At 62.0% G+C, this 23,915-nt stretch carries 21 protein-coding genes and 1 pseudogene; 10 read left to right on the top strand and 12 right to left on the bottom strand.

From position 1 onward, the window contains the following. Positions 1–46 precede the first annotated feature (46 nt). Complete coding sequence (locus tag ACZYOF_RS21550; protein WP_463717035.1) at positions 47–679, top strand: hydrolase; 633 nt, start codon at positions 47–49, stop codon at positions 677–679. 23 nt (positions 680–702) lie between these two features. Here ACZYOF_RS21550 and ACZYOF_RS21545 read toward each other — a convergent pair whose 3' ends face one another. Continuing rightward, entirely contained in the window at positions 703–1,629 is a 927-nt protein-coding gene (locus tag ACZYOF_RS21545; RefSeq protein WP_282532047.1) for a helix-turn-helix domain-containing protein, read from the bottom strand. 263 nt (positions 1,630–1,892) lie between these two features. On the opposite strand from ACZYOF_RS21545, the gene ACZYOF_RS21540 reads away from it, so the two are divergent. After that, positions 1,893–2,852, top strand: a complete 960-nt coding sequence (locus tag ACZYOF_RS21540; protein WP_463717034.1) for a LysR family transcriptional regulator — start codon at positions 1,893–1,895, stop codon at positions 2,850–2,852. On the opposite strand, the gene ACZYOF_RS21535 is transcribed toward ACZYOF_RS21540, so the two are convergent. Beyond that, on the bottom strand, positions 2,845–3,768 hold the full coding sequence (locus tag ACZYOF_RS21535) for a ring-cleaving dioxygenase (RefSeq protein ID WP_463717033.1): 924 nt from the start codon (positions 3,766–3,768) through the stop codon (positions 2,845–2,847). The two genes, ACZYOF_RS21540 and ACZYOF_RS21535, sit on opposite strands and share 8 nt — an antisense overlap. A 339-nt stretch (positions 3,769–4,107) precedes the next feature. Between ACZYOF_RS21535 and ACZYOF_RS21530 the strand changes: the two genes are divergently transcribed. The 7 genes from ACZYOF_RS21530 to ACZYOF_RS21500 all read left to right on the top strand — a co-directional run bounded on the left by ACZYOF_RS21530 (position 4,108) and on the right by ACZYOF_RS21500 (position 13,246). Continuing rightward, on the top strand, positions 4,108–5,733 hold the full coding sequence (locus ACZYOF_RS21530) for an MFS transporter (protein ID WP_463717032.1): 1,626 nt from the start codon (positions 4,108–4,110) through the stop codon (positions 5,731–5,733). Between the two features lie 1,005 nt (positions 5,734–6,738). After that, entirely contained in the window at positions 6,739–8,097 is a 1,359-nt protein-coding gene (locus ACZYOF_RS21525; protein WP_463717031.1) for a tyrosine-type recombinase/integrase, read from the top strand. A gap of 886 nt (positions 8,098–8,983) precedes the next feature. After that, positions 8,984–9,466, top strand: coding sequence for a MarR family winged helix-turn-helix transcriptional regulator (locus tag ACZYOF_RS21520; RefSeq protein WP_282529585.1), 483 nt, complete (start codon positions 8,984–8,986; stop codon positions 9,464–9,466). 93 nt (positions 9,467–9,559) lie between these two features. Next, complete coding sequence (locus ACZYOF_RS21515; RefSeq protein ID WP_463717030.1) at positions 9,560–11,080, top strand: MFS transporter; 1,521 nt, start codon at positions 9,560–9,562, stop codon at positions 11,078–11,080. Positions 11,081–11,109: 29 nt separating this feature from the next. Then, the gene (locus ACZYOF_RS21510) at positions 11,110–11,598 is read left to right on the top strand and encodes a cupin domain-containing protein (protein WP_463717029.1); all 489 of its coding nucleotides are present in this window, start codon (positions 11,110–11,112) and stop codon (positions 11,596–11,598) included. 128 nt (positions 11,599–11,726) lie between these two features. Then, the gene (locus ACZYOF_RS21505) at positions 11,727–12,167 is read left to right on the top strand and encodes a hypothetical protein (RefSeq protein ID WP_463717028.1); all 441 of its coding nucleotides are present in this window, start codon (positions 11,727–11,729) and stop codon (positions 12,165–12,167) included. Between the two features lie 137 nt (positions 12,168–12,304). Further along, on the top strand, positions 12,305–13,246 hold the full coding sequence (locus ACZYOF_RS21500; RefSeq protein WP_463717027.1) for a haloalkane dehalogenase: 942 nt from the start codon (positions 12,305–12,307) through the stop codon (positions 13,244–13,246). Between the two features lie 693 nt (positions 13,247–13,939). Here the strand turns inward: ACZYOF_RS21500 and ACZYOF_RS21495 are convergent. The 9 genes and pseudogenes from ACZYOF_RS21495 to ACZYOF_RS21455 form a co-directional block, all read right to left on the bottom strand. Further along, complete coding sequence (locus ACZYOF_RS21495; RefSeq protein WP_463717026.1) at positions 13,940–14,452, bottom strand: amino acid synthesis family protein; 513 nt, start codon at positions 14,450–14,452, stop codon at positions 13,940–13,942. Continuing rightward, complete coding sequence (locus ACZYOF_RS21490) at positions 14,449–15,822, bottom strand: amidase family protein (protein ID WP_463717025.1); 1,374 nt, start codon at positions 15,820–15,822, stop codon at positions 14,449–14,451. The genes ACZYOF_RS21495 and ACZYOF_RS21490 overlap by 4 nt, the downstream gene beginning before the upstream one ends. Then, entirely contained in the window at positions 15,819–17,009 is a 1,191-nt protein-coding gene (locus ACZYOF_RS21485; protein ID WP_463717024.1) for an ABC transporter substrate-binding protein, read from the bottom strand. Before ACZYOF_RS21485 ends, ACZYOF_RS21490 begins: the two co-directional genes overlap by 4 nt. Positions 17,010–17,031: 22 nt before the next feature. Next, positions 17,032–17,727, bottom strand: coding sequence for an ABC transporter ATP-binding protein (locus ACZYOF_RS21480; protein ID WP_463717023.1), 696 nt, complete (start codon positions 17,725–17,727; stop codon positions 17,032–17,034). Continuing rightward, positions 17,727–17,816 (bottom strand): ABC transporter ATP-binding protein C-terminal domain-containing protein, encoded by a 90-nt coding sequence (locus ACZYOF_RS21475; RefSeq protein WP_463717050.1) that lies wholly within the window; start codon positions 17,814–17,816, stop codon positions 17,727–17,729. Before ACZYOF_RS21475 ends, ACZYOF_RS21480 begins: the two co-directional genes overlap by 1 nt. A 138-nt stretch (positions 17,817–17,954) precedes the next feature. After that, positions 17,955–18,440 (bottom strand): annotated as a pseudogene (locus ACZYOF_RS21470) (ATP-binding cassette domain-containing protein); the annotation flags it as partial. Beyond that, the gene (locus ACZYOF_RS21465; RefSeq protein WP_463717022.1) at positions 18,440–19,444 is read right to left on the bottom strand and encodes a branched-chain amino acid ABC transporter permease; all 1,005 of its coding nucleotides are present in this window, start codon (positions 19,442–19,444) and stop codon (positions 18,440–18,442) included. The gene ACZYOF_RS21465 and the pseudogene ACZYOF_RS21470, both read right to left, overlap by 1 nt. 2 nt (positions 19,445–19,446) lie before the next feature. After that, positions 19,447–20,346 carry an urea ABC transporter permease subunit UrtB gene (gene urtB, locus ACZYOF_RS21460; protein WP_463717021.1) on the bottom strand — a complete coding sequence of 300 codons (900 nt, stop codon included), beginning with the start codon at positions 20,344–20,346 and terminating at the stop codon, positions 19,447–19,449. After that, a complete protein-coding gene (locus ACZYOF_RS21455) occupies positions 20,343–21,170 on the bottom strand; it encodes a FadR/GntR family transcriptional regulator (protein ID WP_463717020.1) in 828 nt (275 codons plus the stop codon). The genes urtB and ACZYOF_RS21455 overlap by 4 nt, the downstream gene beginning before the upstream one ends. A 93-nt stretch (positions 21,171–21,263) precedes the next feature. On the opposite strand from ACZYOF_RS21455, the gene ACZYOF_RS21450 reads away from it, so the two are divergent. Beyond that, complete coding sequence (locus tag ACZYOF_RS21450; protein ID WP_463717019.1) at positions 21,264–22,643, top strand: amidase; 1,380 nt, start codon at positions 21,264–21,266, stop codon at positions 22,641–22,643. A gap of 532 nt (positions 22,644–23,175) precedes the next feature. On the opposite strand, the gene ACZYOF_RS21445 is transcribed toward ACZYOF_RS21450, so the two are convergent. Then, the gene (locus tag ACZYOF_RS21445; RefSeq protein WP_463717018.1) at positions 23,176–23,781 is read right to left on the bottom strand and encodes a vanadium-dependent haloperoxidase; all 606 of its coding nucleotides are present in this window, start codon (positions 23,779–23,781) and stop codon (positions 23,176–23,178) included. Positions 23,782–23,915: the final 134 nt, after the last annotated feature.

Here is a 23,915-nt window from a genome sequence, read left to right as displayed (position 1 = left end):
AATGAAGACCTCCTCGCATTCCTGAAATCTTAGTCGGAGAAACCAGATGCCGCCGAATCCACTTCATCTGCTCGAACCAAAGGACTGCGCCCTGCTCCTGGTCGACCAACAGGCCGGCCTGGCGTTCGGAGTTGGTTCGATCGACCGGCAGGTCCTCATGAACAACGTCATCGCGCTGGCAAAGACCGCGACAGTGTTCGGCCTGCCGGTCGTCGCTTCGACCTCCGCGACGAAGGTGTACAGCGGGCCGCTGATGCCGGCCATCAAGTCAGCACTGCCCGGCATCGAGCCGATCGACCGGCGCAGCATGAACGTGTGGGAAGACGACAAGGCACGCGAAGCCGTGCTTGCCACCGGTCGAAACCGTTTGATCGTCTCGGGCCTGCTCACCGAGGCATGCGTGAGCTTCGCCGTGTTGTCGGCATTGTCGGCCGGCTTGGAGGTCTACGTCGTCGGCGACGCCTGCGGAGGGCTCACGACGGCGAGTCACGAACTGGCACTCGGCCGAATGGAGGCCACCGGCGCCCGCCTCACGTCGTGGATCCAAGTACTTCTGGAGATGCAGCGTGACTGGACGCGGCACGAAACCTACGACGGCGCTCGCGCCATCGTCGAATCCCATGCGGGTGGATACGGGATCGGTCTGGCCTACGCCCGCGACATGATCCATCCCGCTTGAGACGCAAGCGCGCCCGGATTTAGTTAACCCTCGGTCCGGGCCCGCCGCCAGGCTCCGGGGCTTGCGCCCACGCTGCGGGAGAACACCCTGGTGAAGTAACTTTGGTCTCCGAAGCCGCAGATGAGCGCGATGTCGGCGAGCGGAAGCTTCGTGCTCAGCATGAGACGTTTGGCCTCGTCGATCCGGAGTTGCGAGAGGAATTCGTGCGGAGCGACACCCGTGCTGCGCCGGAACGATCTTGCGAAGTGGCTGGGCGTCAATTTGCATTCCGCGGCGACGTCGGCGATCGTCAGGCTGGTAGCAAGTCGCGTCCGCATGATCTCCTTAGCGCGGCGCTCCTGCCACGGCGCAAGACCTCCGCCGACCGCACTATCCCGCGGGCGCATGCCACCATAGGTCTGCGCAAAATGAGCGAGCAGGCTCAAACCGATCTGATCCAGGAAGAGCTGATTGGTCTCCGGATCCTGCTCGACCGCGCTGAGGAGCACGCTGGACAAGGTCGAGAGGTAGGGATCGCGCTGATCTCTGCTCCATTTGAGCGTCGCGATCGGCTTGGCTCCATGCTCTTGGGCGAATTCGTCAAGGGCGCGCCGCGGAACGTAGTATTGGACGGCGTCGAACGGCCCCCTGAATTCGCATTGGGGATTGTCCATCAGATTGATGACGCTGACGGTACCAGCGCCGAAGGCCCCCGAATACCTGGCCTTACCGGCGAGCCAGCAGGAATGCCTTTCGAGGTCGCCGAGCTGGTGCAGGATGCTGAAGGCTGGTTCGGAAGGGATGGCCGCCGTCCGTTCCCGAACGAAGTGGGAGCAGGTCAGTCGGGTCATCGCGAGCGTCAACTGTCCCTCGCGGTGGACGCGTAGCAGGCAGTCGCCTTCCATACCGAGGTGCTGACTCAGGCGACGACCATAGAAGCCGCCAGACCTGCTATCAGCCGCTTCCTTCATTGGAACGTCCAAAGCCATCCGCCACCGAACACGCTATCGAGAAGGACGAACCACATTCCAGTGCGCGTCCGTCGAACAAAATTCTCATAGAGAGATAATCGCCTTCGTTCAAGTCGCCGAACGAGCAACCATCGAGAGCGACGTGCCGATCGGAAAAATGCGTCGAAACGGAAACGATGACCAACGATAGGTGAAGAAACCCGGACTTGATATCCGCCCGCATTCCACATTATTTGTGAAACAGCTTCATAGATGGTCGGGCCATGGACAATCGTGTTGGCGAAATGCAGGTCTTCCTCCGCGTGGTGGAAGCTGGAAACTATTCCGAGGCAGCCCGCCGCCTTCTGATGACGCCGTCCACGGTCAGCAAGCTCATCGGACGGATCGAGACGCGACTGGGCGTCCGACTATTCGAGCGCTCCACGCGACGCTTGGCTTTGACCTCCGAAGGTCGGATGTACCATGAGAAGAGCCTCGCGCTCGTCGCCGAACTCGACAGCATTGAACGGAGCGTCTCTCGAGGCGCCGCGGCGGCCGGCGGAACGATCCGCGTCAACACCACAGTGTCGTTCGGCATCCTCGGCCTCGAACCTCTGCTCCCGGCCTTTTGGGAAGCTCACCCCGGCATCATGGTCGATATTTCGCTCTCCGACGAGATCGTCGACCTGTACCTCGATCGAGCGGACATCGCCTTTCGCGTGGGCTCCCTGCAGGACTCCGCGATGGTCGCCAGGCGCATCGGGGTCGTGAAGAGAAGGATCGTCGCATCTCCGGGCTACGTCGAGCGCATGGGTGAACCCAAGAGTATCGCGGATCTTTCCCGTCACAGGTGCCTCGGATTCAACTTCCGGCGTTCCGCGCCGGTCTGGCCTCTGAAGGAAAGCGGTCGCATCGTCGATCGACGGGTCAGCGGTCCGCTCGTTGCGAACAACGCCCAAACCTTGCGGAGGATGGCGATCGCAGGAATCGGCCTCGCAAGGCTGGCCGACTATCACGTTCGCGACGATATGGCCGCCGGTCGCCTGGTCGAAGTGCTCAAAGGTACGGTCGGTGACGACGAGCAGATCCACGCACTCTACCATGGCGGGCCGCGGCTGCCCTTTCGCGTGAAAGCATTCCTCGACTTCGTCTGCCCTCGCCTCACCGATTTCATGGAAGGTAAGTCGGCTCATGAAGGAGTCCCACACACCAGGACGAAACGGGCCGTCAAGCGATCTAATTGAGTGGAGGAAGGATCGCCTGCAATTCGAGGCGACGCTCTTCGAGGAAAGCGGGAAGTTGAAGCTTCTCGCCCAATCGCCCGGGCGCCTCGTCGACCGAGAATCCCGGACCGTCGGTCGCGATCTCGAACAGGACGCCGCAGGGCGCGCGAAAGCCCACCGCGTTCAGGTAGGTTCGCTCTATCGGATCACTCACCACGATGCCGTACCCTGAACGAAGCTTCTCGACCATCTCCGATCGGTCGTCGAAATCGCGAGAGCGGAAGGCGACATGCCGGATGGTGCCGCCGCCGAGGCGTCCCCGCGAGGACTTCCCGATCACGTGCAAGGTGATCGCACCGCCCGGACCATCATGCGCCGCGAAGCGAATAGTCCCATCCCTTCGGGAAACCAGTTCGAACTCGAAGACCTGCTGCAGGATATCGATGGTTGCGTCCTCCTCGCGGACATTGAGCGTGATATCGTGGAGGCCGTACAGCAGGCAGGCGGCCGGCGCATTGCGATCGGCCCTCTGCGACGGTTCTTCCAGTGTCTCGACCAGCGCGATCGCCGTACCGTCGGGATCCGCAAAACAGAGCATCCGCTCCCCAAAGGGCGACATTTGCGAACGGTGGGGCACATCGAAGGCATCCAGCCGATCAGCCCATTGGTCAAGGGAGTACGGAGCTGCGCGAAAAGCCGTCTGAACGACTTCGCCGACGCCGGCTAAGCCCGGCGTCACGCAATTCCAGGCAAGCGTGCTGATCACGGTGCCGGGAACCCCGAGGTCGTCGCCGTAGTAAACATGATAGCTGCCCGGGTCGTCGTAGCAGACGGTCTTCTTGACGCGTTTGAGCCCCAGCACACCGCAATAGAAGTCGGCGGCGCGCCGTACATCGCCGACGATCGCCGTAACGTGATGAATCCCTCGCGCGCTCACGTGGCAGATGTCCAATTCGCGGCCCCAAGGCCGTCCGTGCGATGCGTCATGCTTACTTGCCGGCCTTCGTTCCCGCTGCGGTTGCCGGTCGTCCAGGACACACAACTCCCGAACTTCACTAGGCGTCTTGGACTTTCTCCCGATAACCGAACCGTCCCACGCCAAAATGTGGCCATTTTGCCGTTGCGGCGACGCAATCGTACAAAGCGCCGTGAAATCCTGCAATCACTCCCGACTGGCTTGACCAAGGATGGCGGTCCGAAACCTTGCTCCGGCACTTCGTCCCAACTGGTGCCATGATCCGTCGACGATCACCGTTCGATCGGTCGAGTAGATACGATGCCTCCATCCAACGAGAAGCCCATCCAATCGGTCGCTGCGCGCAACGCTTCTCCGTGGATCGCGTTTCGGCACACCACGTTCACCGTCGTGTGGATCGCGACCGTCGTCGCCAACGTTGGCACCTGGATGTACAACGCCGCGTCCGGATGGCTTATGACAAATCTCGATGCCAATCCGCTCACAGTTTCCCTGGTTCAGGTCGCGAGCAGCCTTCCGATGTTCCTGTTCGCGCTACCGGCCGGCGCGCTGGCGGATACCGTCGACAAGCGCCGTTTTCTGATCGGCTGCGAGATCGCCCTCACGACCGTCGCGGGAGTAAGCGCGGTGCTCGTCGGACTAAGTCTAGTCACTCCGCCCATCCTGCTGCTGTTCACCTTCCTGCTCGGCGCCGGCGCTGCATTCACCGCGCCCGCGTGGCAGTCGGTCGTCCCTCAGCTTGTCCCGAAGGAAGACCTGGCGGCGGCAGTCGCCAGCAACGGTGTAGGCGTCAACATCAGCAGAGCCATCGGGCCAGCGCTGGGCGGCGTGGTCATCGGCGGACTGGGCATCGCCGCACCATTCTGGATCAACGCGCTGAGCAATTTCGCCGTGATCGGCGCCCTGCTTTGGTGGCGTCCGGCGTCCCCGCAAGGGAGTGGGCTGCCACCGGAGCGGCTCGCCGGCGCCATGGTGATCGGCTTCCGCCATGCGCGGTTCAATCCGAGCCTCCGCGCCACGCTCATCAGGGCGGCGGCGTTCTTCTTCTTCGCGAGCGCCTATTGGGCGTTGCTCCCGCTCGTCGCGCGCGATCAGATCGCGGGCGGTCCAGAACTCTACGGTATTCTGCTCGGAGCCATCGGGGTCGGCGCCGTCGTGGGTGCGTTCGCGCTGTCCTGGATGAAGACGACCCTGGGACCAGACCGGCTCGTTGCCGCGGGCACGCTCGGAACGGCGCTCAGTCTGATCCTGCTCGGCATCGCCCATCACGCGGCGATCGGTCTTTCGGCTTGCCTGCTCGCAGGTGTCTCGTGGATCGTCGTTCTCGCGACGGTCAACGTCTCGGTTCAGGTCTCGCTGCCCGATTGGGTCCGCGGGCGCGGCTTGGCCATGTTCGTCACGGTGTTCTTCGGCGCGATGACCGCCGGCAGCGCCCTTTGGGGACAGTTCGCCTCGGAACTGGGCCTGCCGGCGGCGCATTTCGTCGCCGCAGCGGGCGCCGTCGCCGGGATTGTGCTGACCTGGCGTTGGAAGCTTCAGGCCGGTGCCGGAATCGACCTTGCACCGTCGATGCATTGGCCGGCGCCGATATTGACCATCGATGCCGGCGCGGATCGCGGGCCCGTGCTCGTCACGGTCGAGTACCTCATCGCTCCGGAAAGGCGCGACGCCTTCCTTTCCGCCGTCATGGAATTGGGCCTACAGAGGCGGCGCGACGGCGCCTATGCCTGGGACATCTTCGAGGATGCCGCTGAGAACGGACGCTTCCTGGAAACGTTTATGGTCGCATCCTGGCTCGAGCATCTCCGACAACACCAGCGCGTGACGAACGCGGACCGGATCGTTCAGGACGCGATCCGCGAGTTCGGCGCGACGGCCGAGCCCAAGGTTACCCACTTCATAGCGACCCGGCTTCAGTCGCCTTAATCAGGCGCCGCACCAAGCTCGGCCTGCCGAGAGTAGCAACCTTTCCTGGTCTCGGATTCCGGACGTATCGCTAGCGTCGACCTTCTCAGGATGAGTTCTGGACGAAGTATGACAGCCCGCTCTCGATCGCGCTCCGACCAGGGCTCAAGTTGCTGAAGTGGCGAGGCACCTAGTATCGAAACTCCGCATTCGAAGGAGCCCACAAATCATCTAGATTACTCAATGCACATAGGTCCAACAAGACAAGCGACAGATGGGAGGAGCATGAGCTTTGGGGAAAAAGCTGCCGGCCCGCATGCTCAGCGCGAATTTGAAGCTCCTTGCTGGCCCGACAAGCCAGGCTCGTAGGACCCGGATATTCTCCGCCGTTTCACAGGTGATGCAATCGCACCAGCGGCATCCTACCGCCGCCGTCAGGAGGACAAAATCGCAGACAATCGTAGTCTGGCGTAGGAAATCGTAGCTGGTGTCGCAGAGGAGCGAATCGCCCCCTACGCGAACAATCCGGTTTTGGTTCTGCAGCAAGCCGTACTCTGCAGCCACGGGCAGAGCAGATTGTCCGTTTTGCGCCCCCTAGTATCCTATTCTACGACGAGCACGTAATCGATCTGTACCATCGGATCTGCGCGCTGTATCGAATTGGGTGAAGATACAGAAACAAAGGAAAAGCCGCAGAGCAACCTGGCCGTGCGGCGGGCGACCACAAGAAAACGTCGCACGAGACCCGTTTTGTTCTCGGCGACCATACTGGTAACTTGTTGAAGAAGAAGGTTTTTTGCGTGGTGGGCGCACCAGGGCTCGAACCTGGGACCCGCTGATTAAGAGTTCAAAACCGGCACCTCTCTATGATTTCTAAATCTGCGTCACACTACGACAACGTCCAAGAAGGTCTTTTATTTATAGGGACTTGTCGCATAGCTTCGCAGTCCAGCGAACCCAGACCTTCAAATACCTCGGCTCGCCAAAACCGTTTGAAAACCGTTTTAGCAGTTCACGTCCGCCCCCATGACCGACATTCGCATTGCTCTCAGCGACAAGGCCATCGCTCAGCTACCGACTCCTGAAGATGGCTGGTATCTGGCTCGCGACACCGAGTTGAAAGGCTTCTTCGTGGTCGTGGGGAAGCGGAAAAGGACCTTCACTGTTCAAGGTGATCTTAGACAACGAGGAAAGCGGGCCTCTTCCATCAGAGTGTCGATTGGAGATGCCAGCGAGTTGACGACTCGAGCGGCCCGCGCGATTGCCAGGGAATATCTTGCTCAGATCAGCAAAGGGCAGCACCCGAAAGAGAGGCTAGACGGAAGGGCCGGACAGGCCGGAACCGAGGGGAATAGTGCCGTAGCGGCCGCTACCCTGAAGCAGGCTTGGCAACGCTATCTGGAAGCCCACTTGATCCGAAAAGGCCGTAGCGAGAAAACGATAAGCGGCTATCGCGATCACGTCGAACGTATCTTTTCGGAATGGCTTGACACCCCTCTGCTCGATCTCGCGAACGATCCCGGTCGCGTCGCCGAAAAACATGATCAGCTTACCAAGGAGAACGGTCCTTACATGGCGAATGGCAGCATGCGGACGCTGCGGGCCATTTACAATCATGCTCGGAAGACCAATCGATCGCTGCCGCCTGACAATCCCGCAGATGCTGTCGATTGGAATCAGGAGGAGCGCAGGAATACCGGTATGGGCACCGGCGATTTGAAAGGATGGTTCATAGAGCTGGCCAGTCTAGACAATCCTATCCGGCGCGAATTCCATCTTTTCACATTGCTGTGTGGGTCTAGGCCCACCGCATTGCAGCAGGCTAGGCCCGAACACATCAATTTTCCACGGCGAACGCTCCACATCCCTAAGCCCAAGGGAGGCAGCAAGCGAGCGTTCGACATCCCGCTGTCTCGGGAAATGATCCTGAGCCTCATTCGGGTGCTTCGTTTCGGCAGGCAAATCCATCCGTCTCAGGCGCAAGAATGGTTGTTCCCAGCTGAGAGCGCCTCAGGACACTTGGCGGAAACAAAGGAGGATCGAGATATCTTGTCAAAATGGGGCAATGACCTTCGTCAAACATTTCGGACAATTGCCACCGCTGCTGGCGTTTCCGAGTTCGACGCCAAGCTCCTCATGAACCATTCAATCCCTGGTGTGAACGCAGGTTATGTCACTCGACACAAGCTAGTTGAAGACCACCTGCGCAGCCAACAACAAGCCATCAGTACCGTCGTGTTTTCCGGACTCGGTAAGCTGCTTGCAGAACAGGAAGCTCTGATCAATTGGCTTGGCCACGGGGCAAGCCGAAAAGCCGTAACCCAATTCCGATTGGAGCCAAGGACTCTTGACGAGGAGCAAGAAAGAATTCGGCAGGCGGCCTGACCTCAAGCCGGACGCTGGAAAAGTAGGGCAGCGTAACTCGGCAGACTGCTCTGGACGGTGTGCCGAAGGTTGCAGTTTGGGCATGGTCGATCACCGCCTCCGATAGCTTCGGTACAGTGGTGCAAACCCGGATGCGCGATCCCGTTAAGTCAGCCCGGTGACCAGAGTGCAGCGCTTTCCAAATGCGCTGTAAGGACCCGTGCGTACCGGAGTTCTGTACGTAACAAACTCAACGCTTTAAGTCTCGTTTTGGCCGCAACAGATCAGAACCGAATGGCGGAATCAAAACCTGCTTGATTATTCAGCGATTTCAATGGGCATTTGGAAAAAATAGCCGGATTCGCAGATAGTAATATCAATTGCTTAGCAGGCATTTCCAAATAACAGAGCGCCTCGCCGGCGAAGATCGGCTTGAACAATAAGGGGCTGCGCGTACGCGCATCGACGTAGCAGATCGATGCCTCCGAGGTCGGGGGTTCGAGTCCCTGGAGCGCTACATCGCTAAACCACTATTTCGGAAGCCCTTTTTTCTTATCGGCGGGCAGCGTAAGCGGCTGGCGACGCTTTGAAAGCAGGCCAAAAGCCGCCGTGTCTGCGCAATCCAAGCGTGCCGTGCAAATCGGCCGAACAGGTTCGAATCCCATGTCGGCCGACCGAGAGTGGGCATCGGCGAGCTAAGCGACAAAGTCCGCGATGGGCCAAAAAGGCGGCATTGGAAAGAAGAAGGCGTCGCGGAGCGTTCCGACCGGATGCTTTCCAGAATCTTTGCTGGCGCTACTTGACAGGGTATACGCATATGCCGATATACCTACGCATATGCTGACATTCGGCATAGGGGCGGCGTCGTTACGCGGGGTCCGTCTCGGGTGCAGCGGAGGACACCATCATGCCTAGCCGCAGGGACAGGCGTCGGAAGATCGCGGAGCGGCCCGCCGACGAGGAGGCCTGTAATTGCACTGTTCTGCGCAAGGCAGCGCGGCGGGTGAGCATGCTTTACGACCGTGCTCTCGATCCCGCCGGCATCAGGCTCACGCAATATGCCCTCCTGGCCGAGCTCGACCGGACTGGCCCGATGACCATTACGGAATTGGCGAACGCCATGGTCATGGAGCGCAACGGGCTCGGCCACAATTTGCAGCCGCTCGAGCGCGACGGACTGGTGAGGATGGAGATCGGCCGTGACCGACGCAGCCGCATCATCGTGATGACCGAGGTGGGCCGACAACGCCTCGCTGAGGCCAAGCCATTGTGGCGGCGCGCGCAGAAGCAGTTCGCCACGGCATTCGAGGCCGAAGAGATCCATGCGCTGCGCGCCCTGCTGACCACTGCAGTCGCTGCCGATTACGGCGACACCACCGCTAGCGACTGATCGAAGGGCGAAGTCATGCGTCTTGCGGAAACGCTCCACTCCCAGCGAACGCGGCAGTTCCTACTGCTCCTCTGTGTCTCCGTGCCGTCGTTCATGATCAATCTCGACGCCAACATCGTGCCGGTGTCGCTGCCCTCGATTGCTCGCTCCATGCATGCCGACTTTGCTGCCATGGAGTGGGTAGTGAGCGCTTACACGCTCACTTTTGGCTGTCTCGTATTGCCGGCAGGAGCGCTGGCGGATCGCTATGGGCGCAAGCGTTTCTTGCTGCTCGGGCTTGGAATATTTTCCGTGGCCTCGCTTCTCTGTAGCGCAGCACCTTCGCTAGCAGTGTTGAACAGCGCGCGAACGCTGGAAGGCGTCGGTGCCGCGCTCCAACTCAGCGCATCGCTCGCTATTCTCAGTCACGAGTTCAGCGGAGCCCAACGGGCGCGCGCCTTCGCGTTTTGGGGCGCGATGGTTGGCCTTGCGATTACGGCCGGTCCGATCGCAGGTGGCATCGTCACCCAGACGTTCGGCTGGGAGTGGGGTTTCTGTATCGATCCTCCGCTTGGGTTTATCCTGGTGCTGCTGTCTCTCTATGCCGTTGTGGATTCGTCCAGTCCCCACGCGGACCCAGTAGATGTCCCTGGGTTCGTCCTCTTCAGCAGCTGCGTGTTCGCCCTGACGCTGGCATTGATCTTCGGCAATGCCAAGGGCTGGTCAAGTTCGCCGGTCGTAGTCGCCTTCGGCTGTGCGGTTACGCTACTGGCCGGATTTCTCGTGGCCGAAGCGCGGCAGCGCCGGCCGATGGTGGATCTGCATCTCTTCGGGCGACCGACCTTCCTTGGTGCCAACATCGCGGCGCTTGCTTTCGCGGCAACGCTGCTGGCGCTGCTCACTTATCTGCCGATGTACTTCCAAGGCGCGCTCGGCTGCAATCCCGTGCAGGCCGGCTTCCTGATGCTGCCGCTCAGCCTGCCGCTCTTCGTAGTCCCGCGGCTTGTTGCCGTTCACTTATCCTCGCGGCTGTCGGGGCGCGAGCTACTGACACTTGGGCTCTCGCTGGTTACCATCGGCTTGGTTGAGCTTGCGGTAGCGGTTCCTCTCTTCAACTACACGGCGCTGCTTGCGGGCCTTATCACCGCGGGCACCGGCGCCGGCGTGCTCAACAGCGAGGTTGTGAAGGTCGGCATCAGCGCTATTCCGCCCGGGCGTGCAGGCATGGCATCGGGTGTGTCCGGGACAGTACGCTTCACCGGTATAGTCATCGGCTTTGCGGCGCTCGGCGCCGTGCTCGCGGGACGGATAACAGCTGTCTTGCATCGAGGCCTCAACGGCCTCGGCCCCGCTGTGAGCGGGGGCCGCGACCACGCGGCACTGGTGCGAAGCGTGGTCGCCGGCGATCTGTCGGGCGCGGTTTCAAGCGCGCCAGAAGCCGCTCGCAGCTCGCTGCACGCGCTCGTGATGACGAGCTTTGGCGAGGGCTTCCAGGCAATCCTGCTTGTCGCGGCGGCATTCGCCGCACTCTCGGCTCTTCTGACCTGGGCGCTCGTTCGTCAGAAGGATACCGCCCCAGTCGAGCGTAAATCACGTCCGCTTCGGTCGGACGCGATCAATCTGGTGAACGAGTGACGCCGTTCCCCACATAAAAGGAGATAGACATGCACAACCGTCACGATAGATCCTTCAAAGGCATTTTCGCTTTGCTCGGCGCTGCGGTGCTCCTGGCGACGCCCGCCGTCGCGCAGACCGCCGCGAACAAGCCAAAACAACAGGCCGGTGCGGAAACGATCACGCCGCTTCCTGACCTCACTACAACGACGGCAGGCGAACCGCTGATCTACCTCAGCACGCCCAACCCTGTGATCTTGTCGGACATTCTGACCGTCCCGCCTGGCGGCGTTACGCGTTGGATGACCCATCCGAATCCCGAATACGTCTACGTCCTTCAGGGCGATCTCACCGTTCAGTTCGCCGACGGCAAGGAGAGAACGTTCCACCAAGGTGAAGTCCTGCTGCAGCCCAGGACAGTGTGGCACCGTGGGCGCAATGAGGGAAAAGGCCCGCTTCGCTTTTTAGCCGTGGCTTTCGGAGCAAAGGGCGTTCCGGCAATCCTCCATCCACCAGGCGACTCAATGGCCACGAACTGAGACGGAATACTTGGCCAGTGTGATCAATCGAAACGGAGGTCTATATCATGCCATGGGTCGAAATAACCACACGCGAACCGTTAGCCGACGACGTTCGTGCACATCTCGCGCGGAGTATCTCAGACACGATGGAAACGATTGAGTTCGGCCATCCTACGGAGAAAGCCCGTAAGGTTGACTGGACGTGGTTCCATACGCTGCCCGCCAACATGTGGGCTGTTGGCGGCCAATTTGACGATACCTATGTGAGAGGACGCAAGTTGGCTTTCGCTCGCATCATTGCGCCTGAAGGCTTCATGAACTCGCAACTCAAGGCGAGAGCTTTGAGCGAAGTTGCGAAAAATATTCGAGAGGCGCTCGCAGTAGGCCCCGATGACGATGCGTCCGGCATCTGGGTCGTGTGTACCGAGGAGCGGGAGCGGCATTGGCTTGTGGGAGACCACATGACCCCGTTGCTTGAGATCGTCGATATGATGGAAGGCGACGTCTCGCAGGAGCGCCGGGACGAAATGGAGGCTCTCTTCGACGGTCAAGCCAGGCTCAAGGACACGTTCGGCATCCCCAAATAGCTCGGCGGTCGGTCAATCGCCGGGACACGCCTTTGGAGCGGGGGCACGGAGTGTTCGCCTGACACCTACACGCTCCTCCCCCTGCGCCCAAGGGACATCTACTGACGGAGGCGAGGATCTCTCGCGCCCGAAAAGACGTGAAGCTGCGGCTTGCCGGGCGGGCGCTGTGGACCTCACGCGGAGAGGACAAATCGATGACTTTGCGTTCCAAGAAGTATGTGGAAGTTCTAGGCTCGAAGATGGCCTATGTGGATGAAGGCGTCGGTGAAGCTGGGACGCCCGTTGCACTGCTCCTGCATGGCAATCCCACGTCCTCCTATCTTTGGAGGAACGTGATTCCGCACGTCGCGCCTCACATGCGCTGCATCGCTCCCGATCTGATCGGGTTCGGGGACTCCGACAAACCCGACATTCCCTATCGCGTCGAAGATCACGCGCGATATCTCCAAGGATTCATCCAAGCGCTTCAGCTGAACGACGTGATCTTGATTTTGCACGATTGGGGTTCGGCTTTGGGCCTCGACTGGGCGCGGCGGCATCCGACCCGGATTCGCGGCCTGGCGCTCATGGAATTCATCCGGCCAATCCCGACATGGCTGGACCTGGGGCCGCAGGCCTATGAATTCTTCAAGGCCTTCCGCGACCCGGTCATGGGGCGAAAGTTGATCATTGGTGACAACGCCTTCATCGAGAAGGGTTTGCCGGACGGCATCGTGCGCGAGCTTTCTCCCGAGGAAATAGCGGAATATCGCCGACCGTTCCTCGACCCGAAAGACCGTGAGCCGATTTACAGGCTCCCTAACGAACTCCCGATAGCTGGCACACCGAGCGATGTCTATGCGATGGCGATGGCCTACCACGATTGGCTTCTCGAAACGGAAACGCCGAAAATCTTCTTTCTCGCGACTCCGGGTATCTTTATTCCGCCAGCGCGTGCTGCTTTCTATCGCGAGTGTCTGAAATCGTGTCGCGCCGTCGACCTGGGGGAAGGCTACCATTATCTCCAGGAAGATCATCCAGACACAATCGGGAAGGAAATCGCGGCATGGTTAGGTGATAAGGGACTTCACTCAGGCTGAAAAAGTGAACGTGATCGTGGTACTCATCAACGCCCGCACCCGTAGTCGCACTTGCGGTGGACGAGCGGCGGCCCTTCGCTCGTGACGCAACCTACGACAATCAAATTGCAGCCAACGAGGCGCAACCCCTACCATATTTCGCGAATTCATAAGCAATGGCAACTATTTATCAGATATCTGATAGCGGGGGAGCGCTACCGCCTTTCCCCACACTCGAGCAGCTTGCGATACGTTCTTCAATCCTCCGCTTGATGCGGGACGTGAACGACTGGTCTTGCTGAGTTTCTAAGCGCGCAATGCAAATCTCGGAACACCACGACCTTCGATATCGGCGGCGAGGATACTGATCGAACGGCCCCCCGCCTCTTAGCCGCTCAATCGTGAAGCGGCACGCAATCTTCCTCTCTTCTCGGGCATAGAATGAAACATATTCAAATCGCAGAGTACAACGCCCGATTCGAGTGGCCGCTCGGCGACAAGAGCTGCCCTACCCGCCAATGCTTGACCAAGCGGCCGTCGGCCAAGATAGCGACTGCGGCCGCTAACTGTTGGCCCGCGCTCGTTGCAGCACGCGCGAGGCAGCAACGAAACCCGGCATTTCAAAGCCCTCGGTGAACTTTTGATAGATAGGGGCGAGCAATCGGGACGATCGGCTGCGGGATATTGCGCGTACCGTCAGATCGGCTCGGCCGGCTAGCTGCCGGTCTTGCCGATCCTTGCATGAGCGCGTCCACCTGCAGCCAAAGCAATGATGATGACGATTTCGTGTGCCGCCGGTGCACCAGGGACCGAGGCCTCGATCGAATCGAGTAGCGCAAAGTCCCATTCGTCGTCCTTGCCGTGCACAGGGACGTCAATCATGCAACCCGGCGCGCCTTTTTTCACGGTTGAGGGAATCAGCGCCTTGCCGCCGCCGACGAGCCGACGCAACGGCTTCCCCAGCCGCGGATGCAGGATCGCAGCGCCGAGCTCGATCTCAAGTGCGGCACCTACGATCGCGCTCTTGCCGTAGGCCGTTGCCGGCGCGCCGTCCAGCAATGCAACGGACCGCCTGCCGAGCAGGTCGCCCAGCCGCTCGCCAAGCGCCATCAGCGGCTCCAACTCGTCGCCAGTCTCGGCGGCGATAACAGCGGCGGCCCAGGCGCGCCACGATTCTCCGATCTCGTCGAGATGACTGACCAGACGCACAATCCTGAGTTCGCTCATGTCGGCCCCGGAAAAGCTCCACGCGCGACTTCATAGGCTGCGGCGGCGCGTAGCACGCGTGCATCGTCATAGCGTCGACCGACGATCTGCAGCCCGATAGGCAGGCCGGACCGGGTCAGCCCGCATGGCACGGACGCTGCCGGTTGCATGGTCTGATTGCACCACGAGGTGAAACGCGGCGCCTCGCGCAGCCCGGCCGGCAGCCCGGGCACGGGCGGCGCTTCGACATGGAAGGTCGGACAGATCAGGAGATCATGGTCTGCGAAGAAGGCGTGCATCTCACGCCCCAGCTTTTCGCGCGCCGCGAGCGCATCGGCCAGCACGGAAGCCGGCAGCTCGGAGCCGATGCGCGCAAGTTCGACCGTGTCCGGATCGATCAGCGCACGCTGCTCAGGCGTAAACTGTTTCAGAAGCTGCGCGAGATTGACCATCCACTGGATCGAATGCAGACGGCTTTCGACATAACCGGCGAGCGGCGGCACCTCCGTTTCTTCGACAATGGCGCCTGCCTCCGCAAAGGTCCTTGCGGCTGCCGCTACTGCTGCTGCGATATCTTCTTGCACCGTGGCGATGCCGAGATCGGGACTGAACGCGATGCGCCAGCCGCGCACACCATCGTTCAAGCCATGACGGTAGTCCCGCCCATCGGGAGGCGTCACCTGCCAATCGCCGGCGAAGGGCTGCGCCATCACGTTGAGCAGCAGGGCGGCATCCGCCACGCTGCGCGCGATCGGCCCGACATTGCTCAACGAGCCGGGGCTTTCTCCTCCGAATGTCGGCACGCGCTTGTACGACGGCTTGAAACCGACGACACCGCACCAGGCGGAGGGAATCCGGATCGAGCCGCCGCCATCGGTCGCGATGGCCACCGGACCGAGTCCCGTGGCAACCGCGACTGCGGAGCCGCCGCTCGAGCCGCCCGACGTGCGGTTACGATCATATGGATTACGCGTGATACCGTTGAGCGGCGACTCCGTAACGATCTTGTTGCCGAACTCGGAGGTGGTTGCCTTCGCAAACAGAATCGCGCCCGCTTCGCGGCAGCGCGCCGCGGGCGGCGCATCGATACGAGGGATCGCATTAGGCGCGACCGCCCGGGAGCCCTGGCGGGTCGGCATGTTTTTCGTTGGCATCAGGTCCTTCACCGAGACCGGCACGCCGTCGAGCACGCCGCGCGGCGTGCCCGAAAGCCAGCGCGCTTCCGAGTCCCGCGTCTCCGCAAGCGCGCCCTCCTCATCGATCGCGGCAAGCGGATTGAGCATAGGCTGCAGCTCAGCGGCACGTGCGAGCACCGCCTTCATGACCTCGACCGGTGAAAAGGCGCGGCTGCGATAGCCCTCGGTCAGCGCATCGATTCCGAGCTCGATCATCCCTTTGCTCCCGTGCATACCGGTGCGATGGCCCCCAGCCGAGCGATCACGTCGATGCCGCGGTCTGGCATGACCTTGCCGACCAGCGTGTCGCAGACGAGATGGCTCGCGCCGAGGTCGACCTTCACGGTGCCTCGGGGGGCAGACAGCGTGACCTTGCCGAAGCCGCTTCGCAATGCGTCGTAGTCTGTACCGCCACCGAACCGGATCGCCTCCGCGAGCAGCTTTGCCGCGACATAGGTCTTCTCCCCGTGCGGAAGCATCACGACCTTGCCGCGAATGCGGCGCGGCGTGAAACCGGCGAAGCGCTTGCTGTAGGCGTCGATGAAAGCGCGATTCGCTTCGGTATCGACGCTCATATAGGAGGATTCCACGCCGATATTGCCGACCGACGCATCCTCTGTTGCGGCCGCAATGGATTCGTGCACCAAGGGCGTCACCAACTGCGGCTTCATGCCGAAGCTTGCGTACTGCTTGACGAAGGTGATGGGGTCATCGCCAATCGCGTGCCATACAATGTCGGGATTGGCGGCGGCCACCTGCTGCAGGGCCGGGCAGAAATCACGTGTGCCGAAAGGGAAGAACTGCGCGCCCGCGAGCGTGCCGCCCTGCGCATCGAGCTCGGCCTTCAGGCTATCGAGAGTAATCTGGCGATTGGTCGCAAGGTCGGAGGCGATAACATAGATCTTCTTGCCAATATTGCTGGTGAGCCATCGCACCATCGGCACGGTGCTCTGGTTGATCGAAAGCCCGGTGCAGATCAGGTTGGGATGACAGCGCCCCTCGTCGAAATTTGGAAACAGCACGTAGCGCTTGACCTGTGCCGCAATGGAGAGCGCCGCTTCGCGCTCCGAGGGCAGCACCATGCCGGTAACGGCGATCACGCCATCACTCTGGAACAGCTTGCGCGCCTTGTCGAGCGTCGTCTTGGTCGACATCTGCGAGTCCTCGGCGACCACTTCGAGCATCCGCCCGGCGACGCCGCCGGCCTCGTTGATCTCGCTGACTGCGAGATCAAGGCAATTCTTGTTGGTCTGGCCGACAAAAGCGAGGGCGCCGCTCAGCGGCCCGAGGAAACCAATCCGGATCGGATCGGACGCGCGCGAGACGCGCGGTAAGACTGCCGCGCCGGCGAGGCCGGCTGCAAAGCCGCCAAACCTGCGGCGCGTGATTGTCGACAAGCCCATGGTACCCCCTCCAACACCCGTGTCAGATCGCGAGAAACCGCGTCTGAACCTCCACATCACGAAACTGTTCCGATGCGCATTCATGCGCGGTCCTGCCCTTGTCGAGCACCACGATGCGGCCTGCCGCCGCCATCGCGAGATCGAGATTCTGCTCGACTAGGATCACGCCGAGCCGGCGCGCGTGCGCGATCTCGGGAATGAGCTCGCCGATCTCCTGCACGATACGCGGTTGCACCCCGTCAGACGGCTCATCGAGCAAAAGCATGCGCGGATGCGAAGCAAGTGCGCGGGCGATCGCCAGCATCTGCTGCTCCCCACCTGACATGGTGCCGCCAAACTGGCCAAATCGCTCCTTGAGAAACGGGAACAACTCCAGCACGTCGCCCGGAATGCCGTCCTTTGCGCCGGCGGCGCGCGCGCCGATCTCGAGATTCTGCCTGACGGTGAGCCGCGGAAAAATGCCTCGCCCCTGCGGGACATAGGCGACGCCGCGCCGTGCGATCTGATGGGTGGGCAGACCAAGCAGCGCTTCGCCGTCGAGTTCGATCTTGCCGAGCGCCTCCGGCAGCAGACCCATCACTGCCTTGATCAGGGTCGATTTGCCTGAACCGTTGCGGCCGACCACGCTGACGACCTCGCCGCTCGCTACCACGAGGTCGACGCCGTCAAGGACCGGGCCGGCGCCATAGCCACCGCGAAGGCTTGCGATCTGCAGCATCAGGCGCGCCCCAGATAGGCGTCGCGCACGCGCTCATCGCGCGAAACGGCGTCGAACGGGCCATCGGCGATCAGGCGGCCCTGATGCATCACCAGCGTCCGGCAGCCGAGCCGACGCACAAAGGACATGTCATGCTCGATCACGACGACCGACATCTCGGTCGCAAGCCGCAGCGCCAATTCCGCCATCTCGACAGTCGCGACCGAGGTCATGCCGGCGGTCGGCTCGTCGAGCAAGAGGATGCGCGGTCGGCACATCAGGGTCATGCCGACCTCGAGCCACTGTCGCTGGCCGTGCGAACACATCGAACCCAGGCGATGAGCCTGATGGCTGAGCTTGATGGTGGCAAGCACGTCCTCGATGGCAGGCAGCGCGCGGCCGGAATGCAGCGCAACGCCAAGCCCCGCCACGCGGAGGCTATCGGTAACCGTCATCCAAGGAAAGACGTTGGCGCCCTGGAATTTGCGCACAATGCCGTGGTCGGCGAAGGCATGCGCGGGCTGGTTTCGCAGCGACCGGCCTTGAAACCGAACGTCACCCTGATCGGGCCGCAGCGTGCCGCTCATGACATTGAGCAGCGAGCTCTTGCCTGCGCCGTTGGGTCCAATCACGCAGACAAGCTCGCGCTCGCCGATCGTGAGGGAAACCCCGTCGATGGCCGTGATGCCGCCATAGCGCTTGCCAACCTGCTCGATCTCAAGCAGCGCGCCCATTACGCCTCCTTCCTGCGCCGGAGCAACGAAACGAGCCCCTCGGGAAGCGCGAACACAATCAACAGGAACAGGGTGCCAAGAAGCAGCGGCCATAGGCTGGCGCTGAAGCTGGAGATCGCCTGGCTCGCCTGGTGCACGAGCAGGGTTGCCAGCAGCGGACCGACGAAGGTGCCGCGGCCGCCGATCGCGACCCAGATCATCACTTCGGTCGAGAGCAGCGTTCCGAGCAGGTCGGGCGCCACGACGCCGGCCGTTGTCGCGAACAATGCGCCCGCGAACGCGGCAAGCGCCGCTGCAGTGGTGAAGGCGATCAGGAGCTGGCGGGCGGTGTTGAAGCCGAGCGTGCGCGCGCGGTTCTCGTTGCTGCCGATCGCCTCGAGGATCAGTCCGTAGGGAGCGCGGCATGCAAGCCACAGCACCAGCATGACGAGGAAGGCCAGAACCAGCGCGCCGTAGTAGCTCGCGGTGCCGTCGCCGCCGGAATAGTGCAAGCCAAAAGCCGAGAACTCGATCGGAGGTACTCCGAGGATACCGACATCGCCCCCGGTCACGCTGGACCAGCTGACCGCGATCTGCGTCGCGATCAGGGACATCGCCATGGTGAGGACCGCGAAGAAGTGCAGCCGCACGCCGGCATAGAGCAGGAAATAGCCCGCAGCCGCGGCAACCGATGCGGCCACCGCGATGCCAAGCAGGAGTCCGGTTCCGGTCGGCCAGCCTAGTCTTGTGGTGGCAATCGCCATGCCGTAGGCGCCGATCCCGAAGAAGAGCGCGTGCCCCAGCACCAGCATGCGGGCGCGGCCCCAGAGGTAATCGAGGCTCAGCGCGAAGATCGCAAGCAGCAGCGCATCACGGAGTTGCGCCAGGTGATAGTCCGATACAACAGCGGGATACAGCGCAAGCACCGCAAACGCCGCAACGGCGATCTGCGCACCGACCCGTTCACGGCCGCCAAGCCCAGGCTGCGCAAACAACAATCGGCATGCGAAGAGCAGTCGCGCCATGTTCAGCCCTTGCCCAGGAGCTCGTGAGCGGCGCTGTAGCCCGGCACGAGACCTCGCGGCCGCAGGCGCACCAGCACGATGGCAAGCACAAGCACCAGCGCGGACGCCAGCGAAGGATCGAATTCGTAATTGAGAAGCGTTTCCGCGCCGCCGACCAGCACGCTGCCGGCGACGCTCCCAAGCACCGAGCCGATACCGCCGAGGATCACGACGAAGAAGGCCTTGCCGATATAGAAGGTGCCGAGATGAGCTTCGACGGAGGCGAGCGGCGCCAGCAGCACGCCGGCGAGCGAGGCTAGCGCGGAACCTCCGGCAAAGGCGACGCGGGTGAGGCGCTTGGCGTCGATGCCGAGCGATTCCGCCATCGCACGGTTCTGGATGACCGCGCGCAGGTCGACGCCGAACTGGCTCCAGCGGAACGCGGCGAGCGTTGCCGCGATCACCAACCCGCCCAGTGCAATGATCAGGAAGCGATAGGCCGGATAATGCGCGCCGAACAGGTCGACCATGCCGGAGATCGGCGCGACGACGACCTGCGGCAGCGCGCCAAAGCTCAGCTCAATGAGCTTCTGCAGGATCAGGCTGATGCCGAACGTGGCGAGAATCGTGTCGAGCGGCCGATGATAGAGCCGGCGGATCACGGCCCATTCAATGATAAGGCCGACCAGCGCTCCGATCAGCGGCGCCAGCACCAGCGCAACCCAATAGGCCGTTTCCGGCGGCAGCATCCAGCGCGCCGCCTGCACGAAAGACAGAGTATAGGCGCCGATGGTGACAAACTCGCCATGAGCGAGATTCATCACGTCCATCATGCCGAACACGATGGCAAGCCCGATCGCGACCAGCGCCAGGATGCTGATCAGCGTGAGCGCGTTGAGGATAACGACGACGGTGCCGCTCATGGCTTGCGCGCCAGACGGGGCGTGATGTTGACCCGCATCTCGGAGTCCAGCACCAGCCGGCTGCTCATGGTGCCATGCATCCTGAACACATGCGTCTCGGCTTCCTCGATATGGGCGAGCATCAACCGCCGCACATTCTCGACATCGCGCTTGCGCGCAGCCGCAAGCAATTCCCGATGGGCCAGCACGTTGGTGCGCCCGAGCTCCGTATTGTGGGATTGCAGCGGATTCGCACCGAACACGACCAGGCGCCGGAGCGTCTGATTCACCATCTGGCAGAAGAAACGAAGGAACGGGTTCGGATTGGCTTCCGCAAGGATGTCGTGGAAGTGCAGGTCCTCCTGGCGCATGCGCAGCGCATCGTCGACCGAGGCAGGTGTCGGCGCGCAGGTGTCGATACTCGCCTCCATGGCCTCGAAATCGCGCTTCGTCAGATGCGGGACGGCACCCGCGGCGAGCTCGGGCTCCAGCATCTTGCGAACCGTGTAGATGTCGCGGACATCGACTTCCTTGAAGAAGAGATAGTTCTGCACGAGCTGGAAGGTGCGCTCGAGCGGCACCTCGACCACGGTGGCGCCGCCGGACGGTCCCGTGCTGACCGAGATGAAGCCCTGCACCTCCAATGATTTGAGCGCTTCGCGCACCGTGCCCTTGCTGACCGAGAACAGGTCCTGCAGCTCGGCTTCCTTGGGCAGCCGGTCGCCGGGCTTGAGCTGGCGCGTCACGATCCAGCGCTTGATCTCCTCGACCACGAGGTCTCCGCGCTTCGGCGCCCTCACCGCGTCATTTGCCGGCGAGCGCGCCGTCGATGCCTTCCTTGCCACGTCTTGTCGCCTCGCTTCGCGGTCCGCATTTCGGTTGACTATATTTATTATGATAAATAGGAAAATACTGATAAGTCAAGCGGAGCGGTACCTGTGCAGCCTGAGATCCTGAACTTCGACGCCACCGAACTCGTCGCGCGCTTTCGTAAGCGGGAGCTTTCACCCGTTGAAACAATCTCAGCCGTGCTCGAAAGAGCGGAGGCGACTCAGACGACGCTCAACGCCTTCATCGTCATTGGCCGCGATGCCGCGCTCGCAGCCGCGCGTGAATCCGAGAAGCGCTGGCGCGCCGGTGCGCCGCTTGGCGGGCTCGATGGCGTGCCGGTATCGATAAAGGACAACGTCTACGCACATGGCTGGCCGACCCGCTTCGGCTCGCTTGCCATTGCCGAGTCCGATACGCGAGGCCCCGATAGCCCATGCGTGGCGCGGCTGCACGAGGCCGGCGCAGTCATCTTCGGAAAGACGACGCTGCCGGACTACGCCCACAAGATCGTGACCGACAGTCCGCTGACCGGGATCACACGCAATCCCTGGAATCCTGCGCACAGCCCAGGCGGCTCAAGCGGCGGCGCGGCGGCGGCGGTCGCCTCGGGCATCGGTCCTCTTGCCGTAGGCACCGACGGCGGCGGTTCGATCCGTGTGCCGGCTGCGTGGAGTGGGATCTACGGTCTGAAGCCGAGCTTCGGCCGCGTGCCACATCATCCGCGAGGTGCCTTTCCGACGGTGAGCCATATCGGACCAATGACTCGGTCGGTGCGTGATGCCGCAGCGATGCTCGACATCATGTCACGTCCAGATCCGCACGACTGGTATGCTCTGCCCTATGACAGCGCCGACTATACTGCGGACATCGATCGGGGAATCGACGGCTTGCGCGTGGCGGTCAGCGATGATCTCGGCATGGGCGTCGATATCGAGCCGGAGATCGCCGCCTCCGTTCGCGCGGCCTTCAAGGTCGCCGAAAGCCTGGGCGCGCAGATCGAGGCCGATCATCCGGCGGAAATTCCAGCATGTGCCGACGTGCACCGCGTGCATTGGTTCTCGTTTTCGGCCCGGCTTGGACGAAAGCTAAGCGAGCGCGTCAGCCAACTCGATCCGTCAATGCAGGCGCTCGTTCAGATGGGCGAGAAGCTGCCGGCGGGAGCCTTTGTGGATGCTGTTGTCGCCCGCGGCGACCTCGCCAGTCGCATCAACATCTTCTTCGAGCGCTACGACCTGTTGCTTGCGCCGGTCATGAATATCAGCGCGCCCGAGATCGCCAGCCTCGATCCGGCTAATCCGCCGTTTCCGACGCTGACATCGTGGGTCAACCAGGCCGGTCTGCCAGCAGCCAGCGTGCCATGCGGGCTGACATCGGCGGGGCTGCCGATCGGCCTTCAAATCATAGCTGGACCACGCGCCGACGCGCTGGTGCTGCGGGCAAGCTATGCATTGGAGCAGGCACTTGGCCGCCTGAAACTGCCGCGCTAGCGCGATGCCGGCCGGCACTCGTCGGCGCACGTTCCGACTCCAGCGTGGCGTGCCATGACACGATCAGCGATTTCGTATATGGAGCCGATATCGTCGAGGTATCGCCATTTCGGGAAATACAGCGGTTCATCATCCCAACTTCGGAAACAGCACTCATTTTCACCGTGCTCGCGACGGTCAGTCGCAAGGTCGCCGAGCCGGAGGCACACCTGAACGCGACTTTGCTGATCCAGTCAGCGAAGGGGCCATAAGCGGAAGTGCTCGCCACGTTCGATCATCCTGTAGACATGGCGCGCTATCGGATCACTCACGGATCGTAGGGTCTGAAACGCTCATGCCGGCGCGAAGCCGCTGCGCGCGGTGTGCGGCTGCCGGAGGGATCGGCGGAGTAGCGCCGATTCCGGTCATTGGAAGTTTGCGGATCGAGCAGGCGCCGCCCTCAGCTTCCATCAATAGCCTGTCGGGCACGACGCTTCCGCTCCTCTGCACATGACCGGGCGCGCCTCACGCCAGGGGTGTCGCCCGGCTGCTGTCAGATTGTCACGCGGCTGCCGTCGAAGCGCGTGAAGGAGAAACCGTCGAAGGGTTCGCGGAGGGTGGTGCGCTCGTCCCGCAGCATGCCGATAGCCACTTCCTCGCCGATCGCCATTGAGGCGGAAGCGTCGGATCGCCAGTGGATGCCCGCCCAATTCCGTCCGAAACCGAAATTCACCGCGAGCTTGTTCAACTCTCCACCAACCGTGAGCGGCGGGCCGCTATAGGGCACGAGCCTCGTCGGGTCAGCCAGATCGGGCTGCACTGGGTTGGCGATGACGCGGCTCTCGTCGAAAAACGCCTTCAATATGGTAGCCGTAACGGCACCAACGCTCGTGGCACCGCCCGGATAGGTGGAGTGAAGGGGCGCGGCCTCCGGATAGGTTTGTGACAAAAGATAGGTGCCGTATTTGGCTTTGCTGCGATCGAGGGCTTCCGATTTCAGGAAGCTCTCGTGCAACGGGTAGTCGCTCACGCCATTGGCAAGGCGATGGTGCGCCAGAGCGCCGTAGGCTTCCGGTCGCACAGCCCTGTGCACGAAATATTTCTGCCAGTAGGCTGCGCGGACGGAGTTACTGATCCCCGTGGCGAGTAGTGCCTGCACATAGGCCAGGGGATGTCCCGATCGGTGTTGAACTACGTCGGGCCGACGTTGCCAGAATGAATGTTACGCGGCCCTTGTGACATGGGCAACGGGCTTGATCGTCATGGGATTGTGGTGAGCTTGAAGGGCCGCAC

It is taken from the genome of Bradyrhizobium sp. LeoA1Lang (assembly GCF_055413685.1).
Note: the sequence above shows the minus strand (reverse complement) of the source record. Positions and strands in the feature narration are given on the sequence as shown.

Bases quoted from the DNA above. Each gene is read 5' to 3' on its own strand.
- ACZYOF_RS21505 (WP_463717028.1), top strand. From the start codon at position 11,727: ATGGAAACGATTGAGTTCGGCCATCCTACGGAGAAAGCCCGTAAGGTT.
- ACZYOF_RS21545 (WP_282532047.1), bottom strand. From the start codon at position 1,629: ATGAAGGAAGCGGCTGATAGCAGGTCTGGCGGCTTCTATGGTCGTCGC.
- ACZYOF_RS21515 (WP_463717030.1), top strand. From the start codon at position 9,560: ATGATCAATCTCGACGCCAACATCGTGCCGGTGTCGCTGCCCTCGATT.
- ACZYOF_RS21495 (WP_463717026.1), bottom strand. From the start codon at position 14,452: ATGAGCGAACTCAGGATTGTGCGTCTGGTCAGTCATCTCGACGAGATC.
- ACZYOF_RS21480 (WP_463717023.1), bottom strand. From the start codon at position 17,727: ATGCTGCAGATCGCAAGCCTTCGCGGTGGCTATGGCGCCGGCCCGGTC.
- urtB (WP_463717021.1), bottom strand. From the start codon at position 20,346: ATGAGCGGCACCGTCGTCGTTATCCTCAACGCGCTCACGCTGATCAGC.
- ACZYOF_RS21530 (WP_463717032.1), top strand. From the start codon at position 4,108: ATGCCTCCATCCAACGAGAAGCCCATCCAATCGGTCGCTGCGCGCAAC.
- ACZYOF_RS21540 (WP_463717034.1), top strand. From the start codon at position 1,893: ATGGACAATCGTGTTGGCGAAATGCAGGTCTTCCTCCGCGTGGTGGAA.
- ACZYOF_RS21550 (WP_463717035.1), top strand. From the start codon at position 47: ATGCCGCCGAATCCACTTCATCTGCTCGAACCAAAGGACTGCGCCCTG.
- ACZYOF_RS21520 (WP_282529585.1), top strand. From the start codon at position 8,984: ATGCCTAGCCGCAGGGACAGGCGTCGGAAGATCGCGGAGCGGCCCGCC.
- ACZYOF_RS21475 (WP_463717050.1), bottom strand. From the start codon at position 17,816: ATGCATCAGGGCCGCCTGATCGCCGATGGCCCGTTCGACGCCGTTTCG.
- ACZYOF_RS21485 (WP_463717024.1), bottom strand. From the start codon at position 17,009: ATGGGCTTGTCGACAATCACGCGCCGCAGGTTTGGCGGCTTTGCAGCC.
- ACZYOF_RS21465 (WP_463717022.1), bottom strand. From the start codon at position 19,444: ATGGCGCGACTGCTCTTCGCATGCCGATTGTTGTTTGCGCAGCCTGGG.
- ACZYOF_RS21525 (WP_463717031.1), top strand. From the start codon at position 6,739: ATGACCGACATTCGCATTGCTCTCAGCGACAAGGCCATCGCTCAGCTA.
- ACZYOF_RS21490 (WP_463717025.1), bottom strand. From the start codon at position 15,822: ATGATCGAGCTCGGAATCGATGCGCTGACCGAGGGCTATCGCAGCCGC.
- ACZYOF_RS21510 (WP_463717029.1), top strand. From the start codon at position 11,110: ATGCACAACCGTCACGATAGATCCTTCAAAGGCATTTTCGCTTTGCTC.